The organism is Nostoc sp. (genome assembly GCF_036919895.1).
In the GTDB taxonomy this organism is placed as follows: Bacteria; Cyanobacteriota; Cyanobacteriia; order Cyanobacteriales; family Nostocaceae; genus Nostoc.
The window spans coordinates 14,081-32,085 of the sequence record NZ_JBALBW010000119.1; the positions used below are offsets into that span (position 1 = coordinate 14,081).

General features: G+C 40.0%; 13 protein-coding genes. 9 read left to right on the forward strand and 4 right to left on the reverse strand.

The window, feature by feature from the left end:
* The first annotated feature begins 123 nt into the window (after positions 1-123).
* From V7K55_RS23590 to V7K55_RS23620, 7 genes are all read left to right on the forward strand, one after another.
* Positions 124-552, forward strand: a complete 429-nt coding sequence (locus V7K55_RS23590; RefSeq protein ID WP_334835105.1) for a DUF3110 domain-containing protein — start codon at positions 124-126, stop codon at positions 550-552.
* A gap of 110 nt (positions 553-662) precedes the next feature.
* The gene (murQ, locus tag V7K55_RS23595) at positions 663-1,589 is read left to right on the forward strand and encodes an N-acetylmuramic acid 6-phosphate etherase (protein ID WP_334835107.1); all 927 of its coding nucleotides are present in this window, start codon (positions 663-665) and stop codon (positions 1,587-1,589) included.
* A 502-nt stretch (positions 1,590-2,091) separates the two neighbouring features.
* Positions 2,092-3,345, forward strand: coding sequence for a response regulator (locus tag V7K55_RS23600; protein WP_334835108.1), 1,254 nt, complete (start codon positions 2,092-2,094; stop codon positions 3,343-3,345).
* A 616-nt stretch (positions 3,346-3,961) separates the two neighbouring features.
* Positions 3,962-4,327: a response regulator transcription factor gene (locus V7K55_RS23605; RefSeq protein ID WP_094329653.1), complete on the forward strand. Its 366-nt coding sequence runs from the start codon at positions 3,962-3,964 to the stop codon at positions 4,325-4,327.
* A gap of 120 nt (positions 4,328-4,447) precedes the next feature.
* Entirely contained in the window at positions 4,448-4,921 is a 474-nt protein-coding gene (locus V7K55_RS23610) for a chemotaxis protein CheW (protein ID WP_334835109.1), read from the forward strand.
* 125 nt (positions 4,922-5,046) lie between these two features.
* Positions 5,047-8,355: a GAF domain-containing protein gene (locus tag V7K55_RS23615; RefSeq protein WP_334835110.1), complete on the forward strand. Its 3,309-nt coding sequence runs from the start codon at positions 5,047-5,049 to the stop codon at positions 8,353-8,355.
* Between the two features lie 193 nt (positions 8,356-8,548).
* Positions 8,549-12,172, forward strand: a complete 3,624-nt coding sequence (locus tag V7K55_RS23620; protein ID WP_334835111.1) for a hybrid sensor histidine kinase/response regulator — start codon at positions 8,549-8,551, stop codon at positions 12,170-12,172.
* An 87-nt stretch (positions 12,173-12,259) separates the two neighbouring features.
* On the opposite strand, the gene V7K55_RS23625 is transcribed toward V7K55_RS23620, so the two are convergent.
* Genes V7K55_RS23625 through V7K55_RS23635 form a run of 3 tightly spaced genes read right to left on the reverse strand, consistent with a single transcriptional unit; the run spans position 12,260 to position 15,032 of the window.
* Positions 12,260-12,964, reverse strand: coding sequence for a Uma2 family endonuclease (locus tag V7K55_RS23625; protein ID WP_334835117.1), 705 nt, complete (start codon positions 12,962-12,964; stop codon positions 12,260-12,262).
* 53 nt (positions 12,965-13,017) lie between these two features.
* A complete protein-coding gene (locus V7K55_RS23630) occupies positions 13,018-13,911 on the reverse strand; it encodes an ABC transporter permease (protein WP_334835112.1) in 894 nt (297 codons plus the stop codon).
* A gap of 35 nt (positions 13,912-13,946) precedes the next feature.
* Positions 13,947-15,032, reverse strand: coding sequence for an ABC transporter substrate-binding protein (locus tag V7K55_RS23635; protein WP_334835113.1), 1,086 nt, complete (start codon positions 15,030-15,032; stop codon positions 13,947-13,949).
* 534 nt (positions 15,033-15,566) lie between these two features.
* Here V7K55_RS23635 and cruF point away from each other — a divergent pair.
* On the forward strand, positions 15,567-16,475 hold the full coding sequence (gene cruF, locus V7K55_RS23640) for a gamma-carotene 1'-hydroxylase CruF (RefSeq protein ID WP_334835114.1): 909 nt from the start codon (positions 15,567-15,569) through the stop codon (positions 16,473-16,475).
* Positions 16,476-16,596: 121 nt separating this feature from the next.
* Positions 16,597-17,796 (forward strand): 2'-O-glycosyltransferase CruG, encoded by a 1,200-nt coding sequence (gene cruG / locus V7K55_RS23645; RefSeq protein ID WP_442949110.1) that lies wholly within the window; start codon positions 16,597-16,599, stop codon positions 17,794-17,796.
* A 21-nt stretch (positions 17,797-17,817) separates the two neighbouring features.
* Here the strand turns inward: cruG and V7K55_RS23650 are convergent, their stop codons facing one another.
* The gene (locus V7K55_RS23650; protein WP_334835115.1) at positions 17,818-17,949 is read right to left on the reverse strand and encodes a hypothetical protein; all 132 of its coding nucleotides are present in this window, start codon (positions 17,947-17,949) and stop codon (positions 17,818-17,820) included.
* Positions 17,950-18,005 lie beyond the last annotated feature (56 nt).

Below are 18,005 nucleotides of genomic sequence, written 5' to 3' on the forward strand. Positions count from 1 at the left end.
ACTATGCTTCATAATATTGGCGTTTTCAGGTAAATCTGATCTGAATAGAGTGAAAATTGTTCCTTTGACTTTCGCAGAGGGACAACCTAGAACTTTAATATGAATAGAACTTAAAAAAGACAGATGATTACACCAATGCGTGTTTTTGTGTTGATTTTTAATGCTCGAACGGAAAATGAGGGGATTCACACGATTCGGGAGGGCAAACGCAATAAAATTCTGATGTTCGAGTCAGAAGACGACGCGACGCGCTTTGCCCTGATGCTGGAAGCTCAGGATTTTCCCGCACCGACACCAGAACCAATGGATGCTGAGGAAATTAAGGAATTTTGCGAAAGTGCTGGATATGAATGGGAAATCATCCTAGAAAACAGCAATTTAGTTGTCACTCCCCCAGAACTGAACGTCGAACAAACTGACTGGCAAGCGGATGCCCAGAAGGAGGATACTGTTGAAGACACCTTCCCTCTCAATCAACAGCCACTAGAAGAACCAGAATTATCTAATTCTGAACTAGAGAAGATGCGTCGCAAATTGGAAGGATTGCTGTAATTAGTCATTAGTCATTAGTCATTAGTCATTGGTCATTGGTCATTGGTCCATTGGTCGCTAACTGACTAATGACAAAGGACAAGGGACAACGGACAAAGGACAAATGACAAATGACAAACTTGCAAGAACGCGGGCATCTTTTAACCGAGATGGTAAATTCTAACAGTCTTAACTTAGACCAGCTTAATTCTCTGGAATTAGTAGAACTGTTTAATAGCGAAGACCAAAAAGCAGTCGCAGCTGTTGCGGCGGCGAAAGTTCAGTTGGCTGAAGCAATTGATACCACCGCAGAGCGTTTGCGTCACGGGGGACGCTTATTTTATATCGGTGCAGGCACAAGTGGTCGGTTAGGGGTATTAGATGCTGCTGAATGTCCGCCTACTTTTTGTACGCCCCCAGAATTGGTACAGGGGATTATTGCTGGTGGTGCGGGTGCGCTGGTACGCAGTTCGGAAGATTTAGAAGATAGCATTGAAGATGGCGAGGCTGCGATCGCTGGGCGACACATTACCCAGCTAGATGTCGTCGTCGGTATTACTGCTGGTGGCACAACGCCTTATGTCCACGGTGCTCTTCATGCTGCTCGTCAACGGGGAGCCAGTACTATTTTTATCGCCTGTGTTCCGGCTGAACAAGTTAGCTTTGATGCCGATATTGACATTCGCCTATTGACAGGGCCAGAAATCATCGCCGGCTCAACTCGCCTGAAAGCTGGTACAGCCACTAAGTTAGCTTTAAATATCCTTTCCACTGGAGTAATGGTTAAACTAGGTAAGGTTTACGGCAATCGGATGGTGGATGTAGCAGTAACAAATCAAAAGTTACGCGATCGCGCTTTGCGAATTTTGCAAGACCTCACAGGTTTAAGTAGAGAAGCTGCTGGTTTTTTATTAGAACGCAGTGGTAAATGGGTTAAGCTAGCGCTATTGATGCACTGGACTAGTTTGGAAAAAGACGAGGGCGATCGGCTTCTTTCAGAACACCAAAGTAATCTTAGAGCAGCTGTTATAAGCTATCAAAACCACAACCAACCTTAAAGAAGTTTTCTTAAATAAATACTCTATAGGTGGCTGCTACTTACCTGAGTAGCACACCTTTTTTTAGTATAAGATTTCCTAAAAAGCTCACTAAAATTGATGTGTATTAATAAATGTAAACTTAAATAAATATTTTTAACATTCAAGAACTAAAGCAAAAATATCTAGAGAATGCTAATCTTTTTGTAAACGAAATTCAGAACTTATACGGATAGAATTCCGTATGGAAATTATTAAAATGATATATCAATACTGAATGCATCTTAAATGATGTGGACTATAGCAATATATTTTAGTTATAAAGCCTATTGATAATGAACTCTATGCTATAGGACTTATGGACTAGCAAGATACTTGCTCTTTTCCGATCGCCCTTGATTTTAATAAACTTGATTTAAACCGCTATATATCAAATGTATTTCCACTTTTTGAGGTGTCTGCTGACCACTATATAGCTAGTGTTGGTTTTCAATAACTGGCTTTTTAATACAAGGAACAAAGTATGACCCACTCGGAACTTCTTCTTTCAAATAACCTGGTTAATGAATTTAAAACTTGTACTCAATTACAATATAATGGCAGATTAAATATTAAAAGTTCAAAAGGTAGCCAATGGACTTTTTACTATCGACTAGGACGGATAGTTTGGGCAACAGGTGGAACTCATCCCTTCCGGCGCTGGCGCAGACAGATGGCTCAAAATTGTCCTCAGATTGAGGTTGATAAATTGCTGTTGCGTTCGCAAGACGTATCAATGGATTACTGGGATTACCGCCTTCTAGAAATATTTCATAAAAAACAGAAAATTCAGAGAGAACAGATTCAGTGTATTGCTGAAAACACCATAGCAGAACTATTATTTGACCTAGCTCTACAAGGAAATTTTGCTTCTATAAGTTGCAATCGCAACCAAGAAGTTATCTTAGAAACACCAATAAGCTTCACGAGTGCAGAAATGTCTGTAAGGCACATGCAAGACTCGTGGAAAACTTGGTCAGAAGCTGGTTTAGCAAATTTTTCTCCTGACTTAGCGCCAGTTCTCCGGCGACCAGAACAACTCCAGCAGATGGTAAGTCCGTCTGTCTACAAAAACTTTGTGAGTTTAATCAACGGCAAATTGACTTTGCGAGATTTAGCCGTGAAAATGAAGCAAAGTGTACTACCGCTCACGCGTTCGTTGCTTCCCTATATCCTTAAAGGAATCATCGAATTGGTAGAAGTACCCGACACGCCCTTAGTGCCTTTAGTCGTGACTGAGGTCAATAATAAGCCTGTCACTGCACAACCAAAGAAACCAAATGCTCCACTAGTAGCCTGTGTGGATGATAGCCCTCAAGTCTGTAAAATGCTGGAGGATATTATCACTTCCAATGGATTAAGGTTTATGAAGATTCAAGATGCTGTACAAGCTCTCCCAACCCTCATTCAAGATAAACCAGACCTGATTTTCTTAGATTTAATTATGCCAGTCGCTAGTGGTTACGAAATCTGTACTCAACTGCGGCGAATATCTGCCTTTGCCAATACACCAGTGATTATATTAACAGGCAGTGATGGTCTTTTAGATCGAGTTCGTGCGAAGGTAGTCGGTTCTACAGATTTTATTACTAAACCCGTAGTGGCTGACAAGGTAATGAGTATAGTACGTAAGTATTTACCTACATCGATTGTCCCCATTGAGAAGAGTAAAGCTAAGGTCGATGTTCTTCAGGAGGCAGGAGGCAGGAGGCAGGAGGCAGGAGGAAGCCATGCTTAGAAACGCGAACTTCTCTTGTATGTAATTAGGGAGAATTAATCATTTTTATTGAAATTAATCATCAGCGAATCTGATGAGCTTACAAATTTAATTTCTCAGCATTAACCTCCTGTCGCAAACAGCCATAAAAAATCCTTACAAGGGATGTTTGCCGCATCAATAAACATAAAATTACTGGGGTGATAAAGAAGAAATCATAATTCAGAAAAATTAGGTAGCAGTCTTAAAGCTACCTAATCTTTTGCACCTAATCAAATATTTAGTGGATGTATAAAATATACTTATTCATCCGCTATTGCTACAAAATTACTCTTGAATTATAACGAATAATTCCTTGATTATTTATTGGTGAAATCATTTTATATTAACAAATATATATATTCGGCTCTCTTCATTACGTACTTCTTCTGAGGTTAATACATAAAGATTGAATCAAAATTAGACAAATACAATTTTTTGTATTTATAGCAATTCTATTTGAATTGTGAAATAAATATTGGTTATAAAAAAGGCGTTAGGGTCTAGTATCTAGTGCTTTCCATGTCTTTCTTCAGTAATCAGTTAGGATTTGTATATCTAATTTGTTTACATTCTTAAAAAATAAAGGGTAATTACCATGAATACTGTTTTAGTTGTTGAAGATGGCTTAACAGATATGGAGATAATCAGCCGTTACTTACAACAGGCAGGTTATTCTGTGATTAGCGCCACAAGCAGTGAAGAGGCTCAAGACAAAATAGATAAAAATAAGCCAGACCTAATATTTCTCGACGTAATCTTGCCAGGTAAAAGTGGCTTTGAGATTTGTCGAGAGCTAAAAAATAATCCCATCACTAGCAAAATACCTGTGGTTTTCTGTTCTACAAAAAATAGCGATGTAGATAAAATTTGGGGTAATATGTTGGGTGCTGAAGGTTATCTGTCAAAACCAATTGACAGAGACGAATTAGTAGTAATTGTAAAGCAACTAATTAATAAGTAGTAATTTAGTAGATAAATACTCAAAAAAGTCACTGTTTTTAATTTAGAATCACCATCAGATTAAAGCATAACTGCAAATAGTGGCTAAAGATAAATCATCAAGGACAAAGGAACGATAACTTTGGAAACCAAAGAAAAGTTTTTAAGTTTTAATTTGGGAATCAGGGATACAGCCGTAATTTCGCTACAACACATCACAGAGGTTTTGCAAGTATCATTACCAGAAATATGTGGCGTTCCTCAGATGCCTAGCTGCGTCTTGGGTATCTATAACTGGCGCGGTGAGATGCTTTGGCTAGTAGACTTAGAAGCAATGTTAGGTTATCCTCCAATTTCGCAAGGAGCAAATTTACTTTCAAAAATGATGGCGATTGTTTTGGAAAACAATGGTAAGTATTTGGGACTTTTGGTGAGACAGCTTATAGATATTGAAGGGCTGGACACTCAGCAGATGAAACCCCCAAGTGCCGAATTATTTTATCCTAAAATATCACCTTTCTTGCAGGGATACTTTATTAATGATTCCGAGGATATGATTTTCCATTTGGATGCTATAACGATTATTCAAGCTCCTATGTGGAAAAATCATAATTGAACTTTTAAAACTGAGTGATTAGGTATAGTATTTTTGCACTTTCTAATCCTTGCTAACCAAATAATGGTTCATCTTTACTTGTCAAATATCCAAGTGTTACCAATAACAAATTTGAGGTTAATTCAATGACATTTCTATATAACAATAGCCATGAGAATGAGCATCTAATGCCTGAAGTAGAAAATATGAATGGAAACGCTAGTATAGCAAATATTGCTAGCAATGAAATATCTTTGTTAAATGCGATCGCTCAAGAATTTAAAACTTGGAGACGACAGTTACAAGACATCGCAACCCACATGCGCCCAGCCCCAGACATTGATACACTACTCAAAATCACTGTAGCGCAGATTAGAGAAAAGATTGGTTGCGATCGCGCCTTAATTTATCAGTTTACTTCCCTTGATTCAGGTAATGTTTTAGCAGAATCTAGAACACTAGGCTGGACACCGACTCTCGGCGAAAATATTCCCGGAATTATTTTTGGCTTATATACTAATCAAGACTATATAGAAGCTGTAGTTATTGATGATATCAATCAGATTCAACTTACCCCTTATCAAAAGCAACTGCTAGATAAATTTCAAATTAAAGCTAGTTTGAGTTTACCGATAGTAGTAGAAGGTAAAGTCTGGGGATTACTGGCAGTAAATAATTGTTACTCAACACGGCAGTGGCAAGAAGTAGAAATTAGTCTCCTATCCCAAATTACAACAGAACTGATCTACAAATTGCAAAGTTTTGAATTCAAAAGAGAAGAACAACAGCGAATACTAGCAAAAAAATCGGTAGCTAAAGTCATCGACAAAATTCTCCGAGCATCAAGTGTCGATAAGATTTTTCAAACAACCACTCAAGAAGTACGTCAATTACTAAAATGCGATCGCGTCGGCGTTTATCGCTTCAACGCTGACTGGAGTGGCGAGTTTGTCGCTGAGTCAGTGGGTAATGGCTGGATAAAAATGGTCAGCCCTGATTTTTATATGGTGTGGGAAGATACCCACTTACAAGACACCAAAGGAGGACGTTACGCCAAGGGTGAAAGCTATGTAGCTAAAGACATCTATAAAATGGGTCATGCTCAATGCCACATTGACATTTTAGAGCAGTATGAAATGAAAGCTTACATCATTGCGCCCATATTTTCTGGAGAGAAATTATGGGGTTTGCTGGGAGCTTATCAAAATTCTGGGCCTCGTGATTGGCAACCTTGGGAAGAAAGCTTTGTGACTCAAATTGGGCTGCAATTTGGTGTGGCTATCTCACAAGGTGAATATCTCGACCAAATGCATAAGAAATCTGAACAACTAGCTCAAATAGTTGAACAAGAAAAAGCTTTTACTAAGATAGTAAACCGCATCCGACAATCTTTAGATGTAGATAGCATCTTTAAAACAACCACTCAAGAAGTGCGTCAATCACTACGATGCGATCGCGTCGCAGTCTATCGCTTTAACCCTGACTGGGGAGGTGTATTTGTGGCTGAGTCTGTGGGTAGTGGTTGGACAAAGCTAGTGGGGCCTGATATTAAAACCGTTTTAGATGATACCTACTTGCAAGATACGAAGGGAGGTAGGTATGTTAGAGGCGAAAACTTTATCGTTAATGACATCCATGAAGTAGGGCTTGCTCCTTGCCATATTGAAATTTTAGAGCAATTTGAAGCCAAAGCTTACATGATTGTTCCTATATTCTTCGGGGATAAATTGTGGGGGTTGCTGGCAGCTTATCAAAATTCTAGCGCTCGTGAGTGGGAAACCTGGGAAGTGAACTTTTTGGTTCAGACTAGCTTGCAATTTAGCCTAGCTAAATCACAGATAGATTATTTGGAATTAGTGCGGTTGAAATCTGAAAAACTATCTCAGATAGCGGAACAAGAGAAAGCTGTCACCAAGATTAGTAACCGCATCCGCCAATCTTTAGATGTAGAAGAAATCTTCAAAACAACTACTCAAGAAGTACGGCAATTACTGCGGTGCGATCGCGTCGCCGTCTACCACTTCAATCCTGATTGGACAGGCGAATTTGTAGCAGAATCAGTAGGTCATACTTGGGTAAAACTGGTAGGCCCCGATATCAAAACTGTCTGGGAAGATACTCACTTGCAAGAGACTCAAGGAGGTCGATATGCCCAGGCTGAAAGCTTTGTTGTAAATGACATTTATCAGGTAGGTCATTCTCCTTGCCACATTGAAATTTTAGAGCAATTTGAAGTTAAAGCTTATGTAATTGTTCCTGTATTTGCTGGGGAGCAATTGTGGGGATTGCTGGCAGCTTATCAAAACTCTGAAACTCGTGATTGGGAAGAATCAGAAGTCACCTTGTTAGCACGCATTGGCAATCAATTAGGATTGGCATTACAACATACCGAATATTTGCAACAAGTACAGGGGCAGTCAGCAAAATTATCAGAAGCAGCAGCACGAGAAAAGGCAGCCAAGGAGTTACTACAACAACGATCTATTCAACTCCTAACAGCCCTTAGACCTGCACTTAACGGTGACTTAACAGTCCGCGCACCCATTACAGAAGACGAACTAGGTACAATCGCTGATGCTTACAATAATACTCTGCAAGCACTGCGGCAAATAGTTCTTCAAGTACAAGGGGCTGCTCAACAAGTTGCCCAAACTTCTACCAATAGCGAGTCTTCACTAGCGGGACTGACTAATCTGGCGCAACAACAATCTGAGGAAATTACCGCAGCATTAGGTGAAATTCAACAGATGGTGGACTCTACTCAAGCTGTGGTAGCGAATGCTGAGTTAGTGCAACTAGCAGTAAAACAGGCTAATCAAACTGTAGAGTCTGGTGATACCGCGATGAATCTGACTGTACAAGCTATCCAAGGAATTCGCGAAACCGTTGCTCAAACCAGCAAAAAGATTAAACGCCTCAGTGAATCTTCGCAAAAAATCTCCAAAGTGGTGAATTTGATTGGTAATTTTGCCACACAGACAAACGTGCTGGCTTTGAATGCAGCCATTGAAGCCACCCGTGCCGGTGAATATGGCAAAGGCTTTGCAGTTGTAGCTGATGAAGTCCGTTCTTTATCTCGCCAGTCGGCAGCAGCAACCATCGAAATAGAAAAATTAGTCCAGGATATTCAAGCAGAAACCGGAGAAGTTGCAGTAGCGATGGAAACTGGTATTCAGCAGGTAGTAGAAGGCACAAATCTAGTTAGTGAGACTCGCCAAAACTTGAATGCGATCGTTTCTGCAACTGCCGAAATTAGTCAACTAATTGAGCGAATTACCGCAGCGACTCAAAAACAAATGACGCAATCTGTAACAGTCACAAAATCAATGCAAGATGTAGCAGGAATTGCTAATAAGACTTTTGCTGAGTCTCAAGAAATTGCTACTGTATTTCAAGATTTATCAGGGATGGCGCAAGATTTATTAACAACTGCTAGCAAGTTTAAAGTCAAATGAAAAATAGTTAGGAGTTAGGAGATATAAATTATGGAGAAAAAGTATTTATTTGATAAGCTATGCAGACGAAATCATTCTGATTTTGAGTTGAATAGTCAAGACAACTGAAAAATAAATTGGCCGATCAACTCTAAACTCCAAACTCCAAACCCTTAACTCCTAACTCCTAACTCCCAACCCCTAACTCCAAACTATGATTACCGACGCTGCAATTCGCGAACAAGGATACATCTATTTTCTAGCTGAAGCCCCGGAATTAATCCAAATTATTGAGCAAGAACTATTTAGTTTATCAGAAGACTATAGTATTGCCAAAGTTCATAATTTAATGCGGGCTACTCATACGCTTAAAGGTGGTGCTGCTAATGTTGGGCTAGAAGTAATTAAGATGATAGCTCATTTTTTAGAAGATGTATTCAAGGCTCTATATAATCCTAAAGTGGAAGTTGATGCTGAATTACAAACACTTCTACTACAAGCTTATGAGTGTCTTAGCATAGCATTAAATACTGAGTTAATAGGCAGTACTATTAATGATGAAGAACTACTTAATCGAACAACTTCAGTATTTGCACAATTACAAGAAAAGCTAGGTGATGCATTTGGTGATGAGGCTCATATCCCTACTTCTGAAGAATTGGGGTTTGATATTGTGCAGTCAGTTTTTGAAGTGGGAGTAGAACAACGTCTAAATAGTATTGCTGAAGCTGTTAACAATCCCCCAAATAATGACGATTTTATCGAATTATTACACTCTCAAGCTGAAGTTTTTCTTGGTTTAGCAGAATCTCTAAACTTACCTGGATTAGGAGAAATTTCTCAAACAATTCTGTTAGCCCTGCAAGCAAATCCCACTCAAGTACAGCAAATTGCAGAAATTGCCCTTGCAGATTTACAGCAATCACAAAAATTGGTATTAGAAGGCGATCGCACATCTGGCGGAGAAACTTCTCCAGCTTTACGAAAACTGACGATAGTCGCAAATAATGAGTTATCTGGAGAATGGCAAAATAATTTATCTACTGATACATTCGATGAAGAACAATTTTACCAGTTTCTTACTACATCTGACGATAATAAAAACGAATCTGTAAAGCCAATAACTGCCAAATTTTATTTAAAAGTAATTCGCTATATTTTTGGCTGGTTTAATCACGAGATCCAAATACCAGAGAAAGACCTTCATTTGGACTTACTAATTCCTAGCTTAGAAAGAGATGATTTACTTGATTATATTGAAAATTGGCTGAAAAACTTTCTTGATTATATCCAAGATGAGGAGGATAGCAAAAGTCTTTATATTTATCGAAATGGGATCGTTTTGATTATCTTATTTGCAGTAACAAAATTCAAGTACTCTATCAAAAAGCTTGATGGTTATCTTGCAGTAATAAAAATATTACAGAACCGAATTCATCTATTAGCAAAAGAATATAAAAATTATCCTCCTGTTACTAGTAAAGAGATAAATTGGCTTGATAGTCCCAGGTTACAATCACTGTTAGCTATTAAAGAAATACCCCAATCTGTCTCTTCTCAAACAACTGATAACCTCCTAGAGGCAATATGGGGAGAAGAAGCTAGCCAAAATTTTACAGAGCAAGTGGTTACTACTGCAACTGAACATTCTCCAGAAAAGCTTGATTTATTAACTGTCAATGAGCAGGTGGCTATAGATGTTCCTGAAACAGCTATTGAAGTCATGCCTGATTTGGCTACACAAATAAACAAAGAAATAGAAGATAAATCACAGTATGTTCAAACTAAAAACTTTCGTCAGCCTTCATTTATTCGAGTAGATACAGAGAGGCTGCAACATCTAAATTATCTAGCTGGAGAATTGCTAATTTATCAAAAACGGCGTAGTTTGCAAGATGAACAAGTCCAAGAAATCATTGAGCAATTAATTGGGCAAATCACTAGACATCAAATAACTTTAAATGAATTACGCGACTTACCATTACAAATACCAAATATTGCCTCACAACAAACGCAAAATTTTGCGGTAAAATTTGACTCTTTAGAAATGGATGTATATACAGAATTTCACATGACATTGCATGAAGCAATAGAAGAGACACTGCAACTACAAGAAACTACAGAATCTCTTGAATTGCTCGTGACGCAAGCTGCTCAAATTAGTAACAAACAAGAGAATTTAACTCTTAATATTATAGAGAGTTTAGTAGAAGCACGAATGTTACCTTTGGGCAATATCTTAAATCGTTTCCCCCAGATGGTAAATAAGTTTGGGAATGTTTATGCCAAACTTGTAGAATTGAAGCTAACTGGTACTGAAGTACTAGTAGATAAAGCGATCGCAGAAAAACTCTACGATCCCTTATTACATTTAGTCCGTAATGCTTTTGACCACGGGATTGAAGCTCCGCAACTTCGCAGGGAGCTTGGTAAACCAGAACAAGGGTTAATCGAAATCCGCGCTTATCATCAGGGTAGCCAAACTGTTATCGAAGTTAGGGATGATGGTCAGGGATTGAATTTAGACAGAATTCGCAGAAAAGCCGCTGAATTCTATCCCATACAAACTGAAGAAAAAACCAAAAGTTATGCTTCTAATTTGGCCGAACCTGAACTTTTAGATATGATATTTTCACCTGGATTTTCTACTGCTAATAAAGTGACTGAGATCTGTGGGCGTGGTATGGGGTTGGATATTGTTCGGACTCAGATGAATGCACTTAATGGCTCAATTTCAGTACAATCCTTACCCAACCAAGGAACAATATTCATGCTCAAAATTCCTTTTTCTATGACTACAGAAAAATTAATGCTAGTTCAAGCCAAAGGTGTTATTTATGCCCTTCTTTTGGACAGTATCGAAAAAATATTGATTCCCTCCGAGCAGCAGATTAAAGAAATTGAAGGGCAAAAAGTCTTGCATTGGAACACAGACAATGATGAGACTATAGTTAGCCTCCGTCAACTTTCAAAATTGATTAATTATAATGACTCATTCTTGAATAGTCCTGCTCCATACAACACATCAAATACTGACGACCCAAGCATAGCGAAAAATCCGGTGCTTTTGCTCCGACGAAATCAAGGAATGTTTGCTTTGGAAGTTGACCAAATAATTGGTGAACAAGAACTGGTAATCAGACCTTTAGGAAATGCGATCGCACAGCCAAAATATATTTATGGCTGTAGTAGTTTACCTAATGGTAATCTCATCTTAGTGATTGATGCTTCCCTGTTGCTAGAGTCTAACAGGCTCCAACAAACAACACTTGATATCATGGCGCGACCAATTGCTTCTCCCTCAAATAAAAAAGCCTTGGCGATATCGGGAGACACTTTTGCATCTACACCATTACTTCCTGCATCTACTTCTACAACAACTATAGAAACCGAACCCAGTTATTCTCAAGGGTCAGATAATAAATCACCAAAGGTTGTTTTAGTAGTAGATGACGCGATTAGTCTCCGCCAAACTATCTCTCTCACTCTGCAAAAATCTGGCTATCAAGTAATACAAGCTCAAAATGGTGTAGAAGCTCTAGAAAAGTTGCAGTTACATCCAGAAATTCAAGTCGTAGTCTCAGATTTAGAAATGCCACGAATGAATGGTTTTGAGTTGTTAGGCAATTTCCGTCAATACCCCAAATTAGCAAGAATACCTGTAGTAATTCTCACTTCTCGCAGCGCTGAAAAACATCGCCAGCTTGCTCAAGAATTGGGTGCAAAGGCTTATTTAACCAAGCCTTATTTAGAAAATGAATTTCTTTCTACAATTAAGGGTCTAATAAACAGTAATACAGATGATTTAAACCATTTACTCATGGTGACAAATCATTAAAAATTCGTAATGACGCTCTCTACAAGACGCGCAAGTGTTATTACGAATTAGTAATTATTTGTTGATGATTTTTTAAATGTGATCGCCTTAATTACCAGGTAGATTATTTGGATCTACACCTAGAGAACGTAAATACTGCGCTAACTGTTCAGCCCTTTGTCGCTCCTGTTGTGCTTGTTCTGCATCTGTCAAATAACGGTTTCCTTGCTCATCATACCAACATAAAAATTCCTGTTGTATCCCGGCAATTACAGCTTGGTGTCGCCCAATACCTAACCCAACCTCTGGTATCAAATAGGGTTCACCTATTTGTAGTTGGTAATTTCCATCTATCAACCTATACACTTCAAAGGGTTGATGTTGGTCGCGTCGCCAAAACTCAGGGCTATAAATTACGTAGTATAATACACCGAGTTTTCTATATATATCTAGCTTCTCTTCATATTCACCTCCGGGGGTGTGGGATACCATTTCTAATGTGAAGATTGGAACTATGCCATTTTCTTCCCAAACCGCGTAATTTTTGCGTGATTTACCTCCCTTTTTGCGCTCTACTCCCACACTTAAAAAAGCATCTGGCACTACAGGTACTCTAGGATTTACCCCTGTAGTGTGATAAATACCCATATCTACTCCAAAGTACCAATCTAGACGATTTGCCCAAATGGAGTTAAGTAAGAAAAGTAAAATGTTGGGCAAAAAGTTTTGATCTTCGTTATCCACTGGCGTATTGTCTGAACAGGGAAGTTCATCAGTAGTTGGTAACGCATTTTTGAGATCGGGTGAGAACATAACCGTTGTCTCGCTGGCGTTTGATGCCATTATTATAAATGAGTAACGAAAAGTTAGCGTTTGGTTTCAGGTTCGCCAAACTTAATTAAAAGTGCGATCGCAATACTAACAAGCAAAATTAACGTCATACTTAAAGCTGAACCAAATCCCCAATTTTGGGTTGCTCCCAGAAACTGGTTATAAATTAACCGCGCCGCCGTCATACTAGAAGCACCACCAAGTAATTCTGGATCGACAAAATCCCCCAAGCCTGTGATGAATACAAGCATGGAAGCAGCCGCAATTCCAGGCAAAATTTGCGGTACAGTTACTTGGCAAAAAGTTTCCACTGGATTTGCACCTAAATCAGCCGCCGCTTCTAGCAACCGCTTATCTAGTTTTTCGAGAGAAGCATATAAAATCAAAACCATATAGGGTAACAAGCTATAGCTCATACCAATAAATACAGCTTGACTCTGATTAAGTAATTGCAAGGTAGGCAAGCCGAAAGTGCTGAGTAAACCGTTCAATAAACCAGTGGGACGAAGAATTGTAATCCAAGCATAGGAGCGAAGTAACGAGGAAGTCCACAAAGGCAAAACAAAGCCTAATAGCAGCAAATTTCGCCAACGTTGCGGCGCTATTTGGGCAATCCAATAAGCAACGGGAAAGCCCAAAACTAAACAAATTATGGTGGTGCCAAATGCGAAAAATAGCGATCGCACAATTACTTGCACATAAAGCGGATCGAATATTCGGATGTAGTTTTGAAATCCGTTAGGGTTAACCAAATCTCCTGGACGGATATCTGCAACTAAACTTAACTCGAAAATTATCAAAGTTGGCAACACCAACAAAAGTAATAACCAAATCCCCGATGGTGCAAGTAATATCAAAGGTTGCAGCCACTTCCCTCGCAGGGAATGCAATTCTTCTACTTGGAAAATATCATTTTTTTCAACATTCATCACTTTTAATTTCTCACTCCTAACTCTTAACTATTTTAGCTGCTAGTTAATTGAGTCCAATAGCGATCGTAAACCTCTTCAAAGTCTCCTACAGGAGTAATTCGTTCGCAATTTGCTAAAAGCGACTCTGAGGGAAATAAATTACCATTGTTTTGGATGACTTTTGGCAATTGCTCAAATCCCGCCCTATTAGGCGTAGAAACACTCAGACGTTTACTGATTTGAGCGGCTATTTCTGGTTGCAAAATCATGTTAATCCAAGCATAGGCTCCATCTAAATTCGGAGAAGCTTTGGGAATTACAATAGTATCTGTCCATAATGAAGAACCACTGCGAGGAATCACATATTTGAGTTTAGGGTTTTCTTGAGATATTCTCACCGCATCTGCTGAATAGCACATTGCTAATAGCAAATCTCCTGCCAGAATTTGATTTTGCCAAGCATCGGTGTCAAAACGGGCGATCGCAGGTTTTAACACCTTCAACTTTTCATAAGCTTGTTTGATTTCTTGTTCATTTTTGGAGTTGTAAGAATAACCTAGCATCCGCAACGTCGCACCCATCACCTCTCGAACATCATTAAGCAAGGTCATTCTCTGATTAAGTTCCTCTTGATTCTGCCAAAGGTAATCCCAGTCTTGTGGTACATCTTTGATTTTTTCGGAATTGTACAGGAAACCTGTTGTCCCCCAGTTAAAAGGGATACTGTAACGGTTATTGGGGTCATAACTAGGATTCTGGAACCGGGGGAATAAATTCTCTAAACCGATTAAGCGATCGTGATTTATTTCTATTAACAAACCTTTGTTTACCATCTTCTGCACCATGTAATCGGATGGGTAGATGATGCTGTAAGTACCACCACCTCCAGCTTGCAACTTAGCCAGCATGACATCATTGGAATCATATACATCCGCTAGCACTTTCATGCCGGTTTGGGTACTGAAAGTTCTCAGTAATTTTTGGTCAGTATATTGTGTCCAGGTAAAAATATAAAGTTGGTCACGCTGACTAGAAGTATTAGAATTGGCGCGGACTTCAGCCAGCCTCCAGCCACAACCAGCTAAAGATAAGCTAGAAAGTGCTGCCACCCCTTTTAAAAATTGCCGTCTGTTAGTCATTAAGTTAGAAGTTATTCATCGACAACTTCTAGATTACGGTATGATTCCTAGCCCCTGGTGTGATTTACTGACGGAAATGTGTCATTCTTCACACTTACCAAACGCACCTTCTGCTTCTCCTGCGATCACCTGCTACGTAAATGTAATACTCCTCGAATGCTTGGAATGTGGGGCTTCTATCAGATTTAGCTAAACACTTTATTTTACTTTCAGACTTGGTTAATCTATGATTGTTATCTTTCCTCAAGTGAAGATGCTTGGATGAAAGGAGTTTTTCACCATAGGGGTATCAGTGGGATAACAAACCAGAGGTTTTTGCAGGTGAAATCATATAGATTTTGAGTATATAGCTTACACTAGTAGGTTTATCATCATATTTCTTATAGCTTCAATCAATAGGCTGTTATGCTCTTCCCAAGAAAGTCAAACAAGTTTGTAGAAAATTGCGGCACAAAGTATTTAAATATGTTGTTAAACATTTGTAAACTGTTAGCAGCCGAGTAGCCGCGTGTCACATCTTGTTAAGGAATTATCATGAGACAACTTGTTATAGCTGAACGCGTATGCCTGATTGGTCATATCGTGTCAAAAGCCTTTGGACTGGTAGGGATGCTACTGGTCGTACCTAATGCCGAAATAATTTTCAACTTATCGCAGGTTGGAGAAACTGCCGTACAGTTAAGTATGGCTGGCGGTGGTGTAGTTGATATCATCTTAGGGACAATAGCTGTCTCTATTTATGCCTACCGAACGCTGGGATTGGGAACTTGGCTAGCATTTATGCTGCCGGCTATGTTTATCTCTTTGGGAAGTGAACTGCTGGGAACCAGCACAGGTTTTCCATTTGGTGATTATAGCTACTTGAGTGGCTTGGGTTATAAAATTGCGGGGCTAGTTCCTTTCACAATTCCTTTGTCTTGGTTCTATGTTGGGCTGTCGTCTTATTTAATTGCGAGAACTGGTTTGCAAGTGGCTCAAAAACCCAGTTGGGGTCGCCATATTGCAGCTATAGCGATTGGTGCTTTACTCTTCACTTGCTGGGATTTTGCCCTTGAGCCAGCTATGAGTCAAACTTCTCTGCCTTTTTGGTATTGGGAACAACCAGGGGCTTTCTTTGGGACACCTTACCAGAACTATGCAGGTTGGTTTGGCACTAGCGCCCTGTTTATGAGTGTGGCAGGCTTGTTGTGGAGAAATACATCGATTAAATTAGAGCGATCGCAACTCAATCTCCCCTTAGTCGTTTATTTAACTAATTTTGCCTTCGCCGCCGGACTAAGTTTGGCTGCTGGGTTCTCCATTCCTGTATTACTCGGCTTATTTCTTGGTGTGGTTCCCGCCGTGGTGCTGTGGTTAAGGAGTTCAACCACACCCACTCAAGTTTCTGTTGAACCAATAAGCAAAGAAGTATCAGTAGCAAAGGTTGAAGTTGCCTTGAAATAGTCTAGAGATTGGGGACTGGGGACTAGGGACTGGGGACTAGGGAGGGGAATAACCAATGCCCCATACCCCATGTCCAATACCCATTTATTTTGTATAGTCGCACTTTTAATTGATAAGTATTTTGACAACAGTAGACAACGCTTTGATAGTAGAAAGTGCCATATCACTTTTATTGCTACTTATCCAAGTACCAGCAACGGCAATTCTGTTTTCACGTCTGCTAAAGGGGCCAAGACGGTTGCCCCCAATAGAACCGCAACAGCCGACACCAGAGCTTTTAGGTAGGGTTAGCGTCGTTGTTCCCACATTGAACGAGGCGCTTCGTATTAGCCCTCTGTTGGCTGGTTTAAGTCAGCAAAGTTATGAAGTTCGGGAAATTATTGTTGTAGACAGCAATTCCAGTGATGGGACACCCGACTTAGTAAAAGCGATACAGCAAAAAGATCCGCGCTTTCGCGTGATGACAGACGATCCCTTACCCTCTGGTTGGGTGGGACGACCTTGGGCGTTGCATAACGGTTTTCTATATAGTTCTGAAGATAGTCAGTGGTTTCTGGGACTAGATGCTGATATTCAACCACATCCTGGTTTAGTTGCTGGTTTAGTAAAAACGGCCGAAGCACAAGGTTATGACTTAGTTTCCCTTTCACCTCAGTTTATCCTTAAATATCCAGGGGAGTGCTGGCTACAACCCGCTTTGTTGATGACTTTGCTTTACCGATTTGACCCTGCTGGGATCAATGCAGAGCAGCCTGAACGGGTGATGGCAAATGGACAATGTTTTTTGTGTCGTCGCTCCGTTTTAGCTGCTGTAGGTGGCTATAGCAGTGCGAGTGGTTCTTTTTGTGATGATGTCACCTTGGCACGAAATATTGCAACTCTTGGGTATAAGGTAGGATTTTTAGATGGCGCAAAGGTGCTGAAGGTACGGATGTATGAAGGGGCAATGGAGACGTGGAAGGAGTGGGGGCGCAGTCTCGATCTCAAAGATGCAACTTCTCGTTCGCAGTTGTGGGGAGATTTATGGCTACTCACATCTGTTCAAGGTTTACCCCTTTTAATTGTCCTCACTTTTTTATTGATTTCTTCCCAATTCCCAGACTTCCCCACTCCCTCATTCCTCCTGCTGGGACTGAATTTATTCTTGGTGGTGATTCGCTTTGCTATGCTAATTGCGATCGCACCTTCTTACGATCGCAAAAGTGCTAAAGGCGGTTGGTTATTCTGGCTTTCCCCTTTAGCCGATCCCTTAGCTGTGCTGCGAATCTTCTTATCTGCGTTCCGCAAGCCACGCGAGTGGCGAGGACGCAAATATATATAGTCAGGAATTGGGAATTGGGAATTAATTGGGAATTGAAAAGATGCTGAGGGGAAAACTCTTCTTCCTCAGTCCCCAGTCCCCAGTCCCCAGTCCCCAGTCCCCAGTCCCCAGTCCCCAGTCCCCAGTCCCCAGTCCCCAGTCCCCAGTCCCCATTTTCTACTCCTCTTCACCTCCTACTTGATCCCCACGTTCCAGTTCCCAAAGAATTT

Bases quoted from the DNA above. Each gene is read 5' to 3' on its own strand.
- V7K55_RS23590 (WP_334835105.1), top strand. From the start codon at position 124: ATGATTACACCAATGCGTGTTTTTGTGTTGATTTTTAATGCTCGAACG.
- murQ (WP_334835107.1), top strand. From the start codon at position 663: ATGACAAACTTGCAAGAACGCGGGCATCTTTTAACCGAGATGGTAAAT.
- V7K55_RS23600 (WP_334835108.1), top strand. From the start codon at position 2,092: ATGACCCACTCGGAACTTCTTCTTTCAAATAACCTGGTTAATGAATTT.
- V7K55_RS23605 (WP_094329653.1), top strand. From the start codon at position 3,962: ATGAATACTGTTTTAGTTGTTGAAGATGGCTTAACAGATATGGAGATA.
- V7K55_RS23615 (WP_334835110.1), top strand. From the start codon at position 5,047: ATGACATTTCTATATAACAATAGCCATGAGAATGAGCATCTAATGCCT.
- V7K55_RS23620 (WP_334835111.1), top strand. From the start codon at position 8,549: ATGATTACCGACGCTGCAATTCGCGAACAAGGATACATCTATTTTCTA.
- V7K55_RS23625 (WP_334835117.1), bottom strand. From the start codon at position 12,964: ATGTTCTCACCCGATCTCAAAAATGCGTTACCAACTACTGATGAACTT.
- V7K55_RS23630 (WP_334835112.1), bottom strand. From the start codon at position 13,911: ATGAATGTTGAAAAAAATGATATTTTCCAAGTAGAAGAATTGCATTCC.
- V7K55_RS23635 (WP_334835113.1), bottom strand. From the start codon at position 15,032: ATGACTAACAGACGGCAATTTTTAAAAGGGGTGGCAGCACTTTCTAGC.
- cruF (WP_334835114.1), top strand. From the start codon at position 15,567: ATGAGACAACTTGTTATAGCTGAACGCGTATGCCTGATTGGTCATATC.
- V7K55_RS23650 (WP_334835115.1), bottom strand. From the start codon at position 17,949: ATGGGGACTGGGGACTGGGGACTGGGGACTGGGGACTGGGGACTGGGG.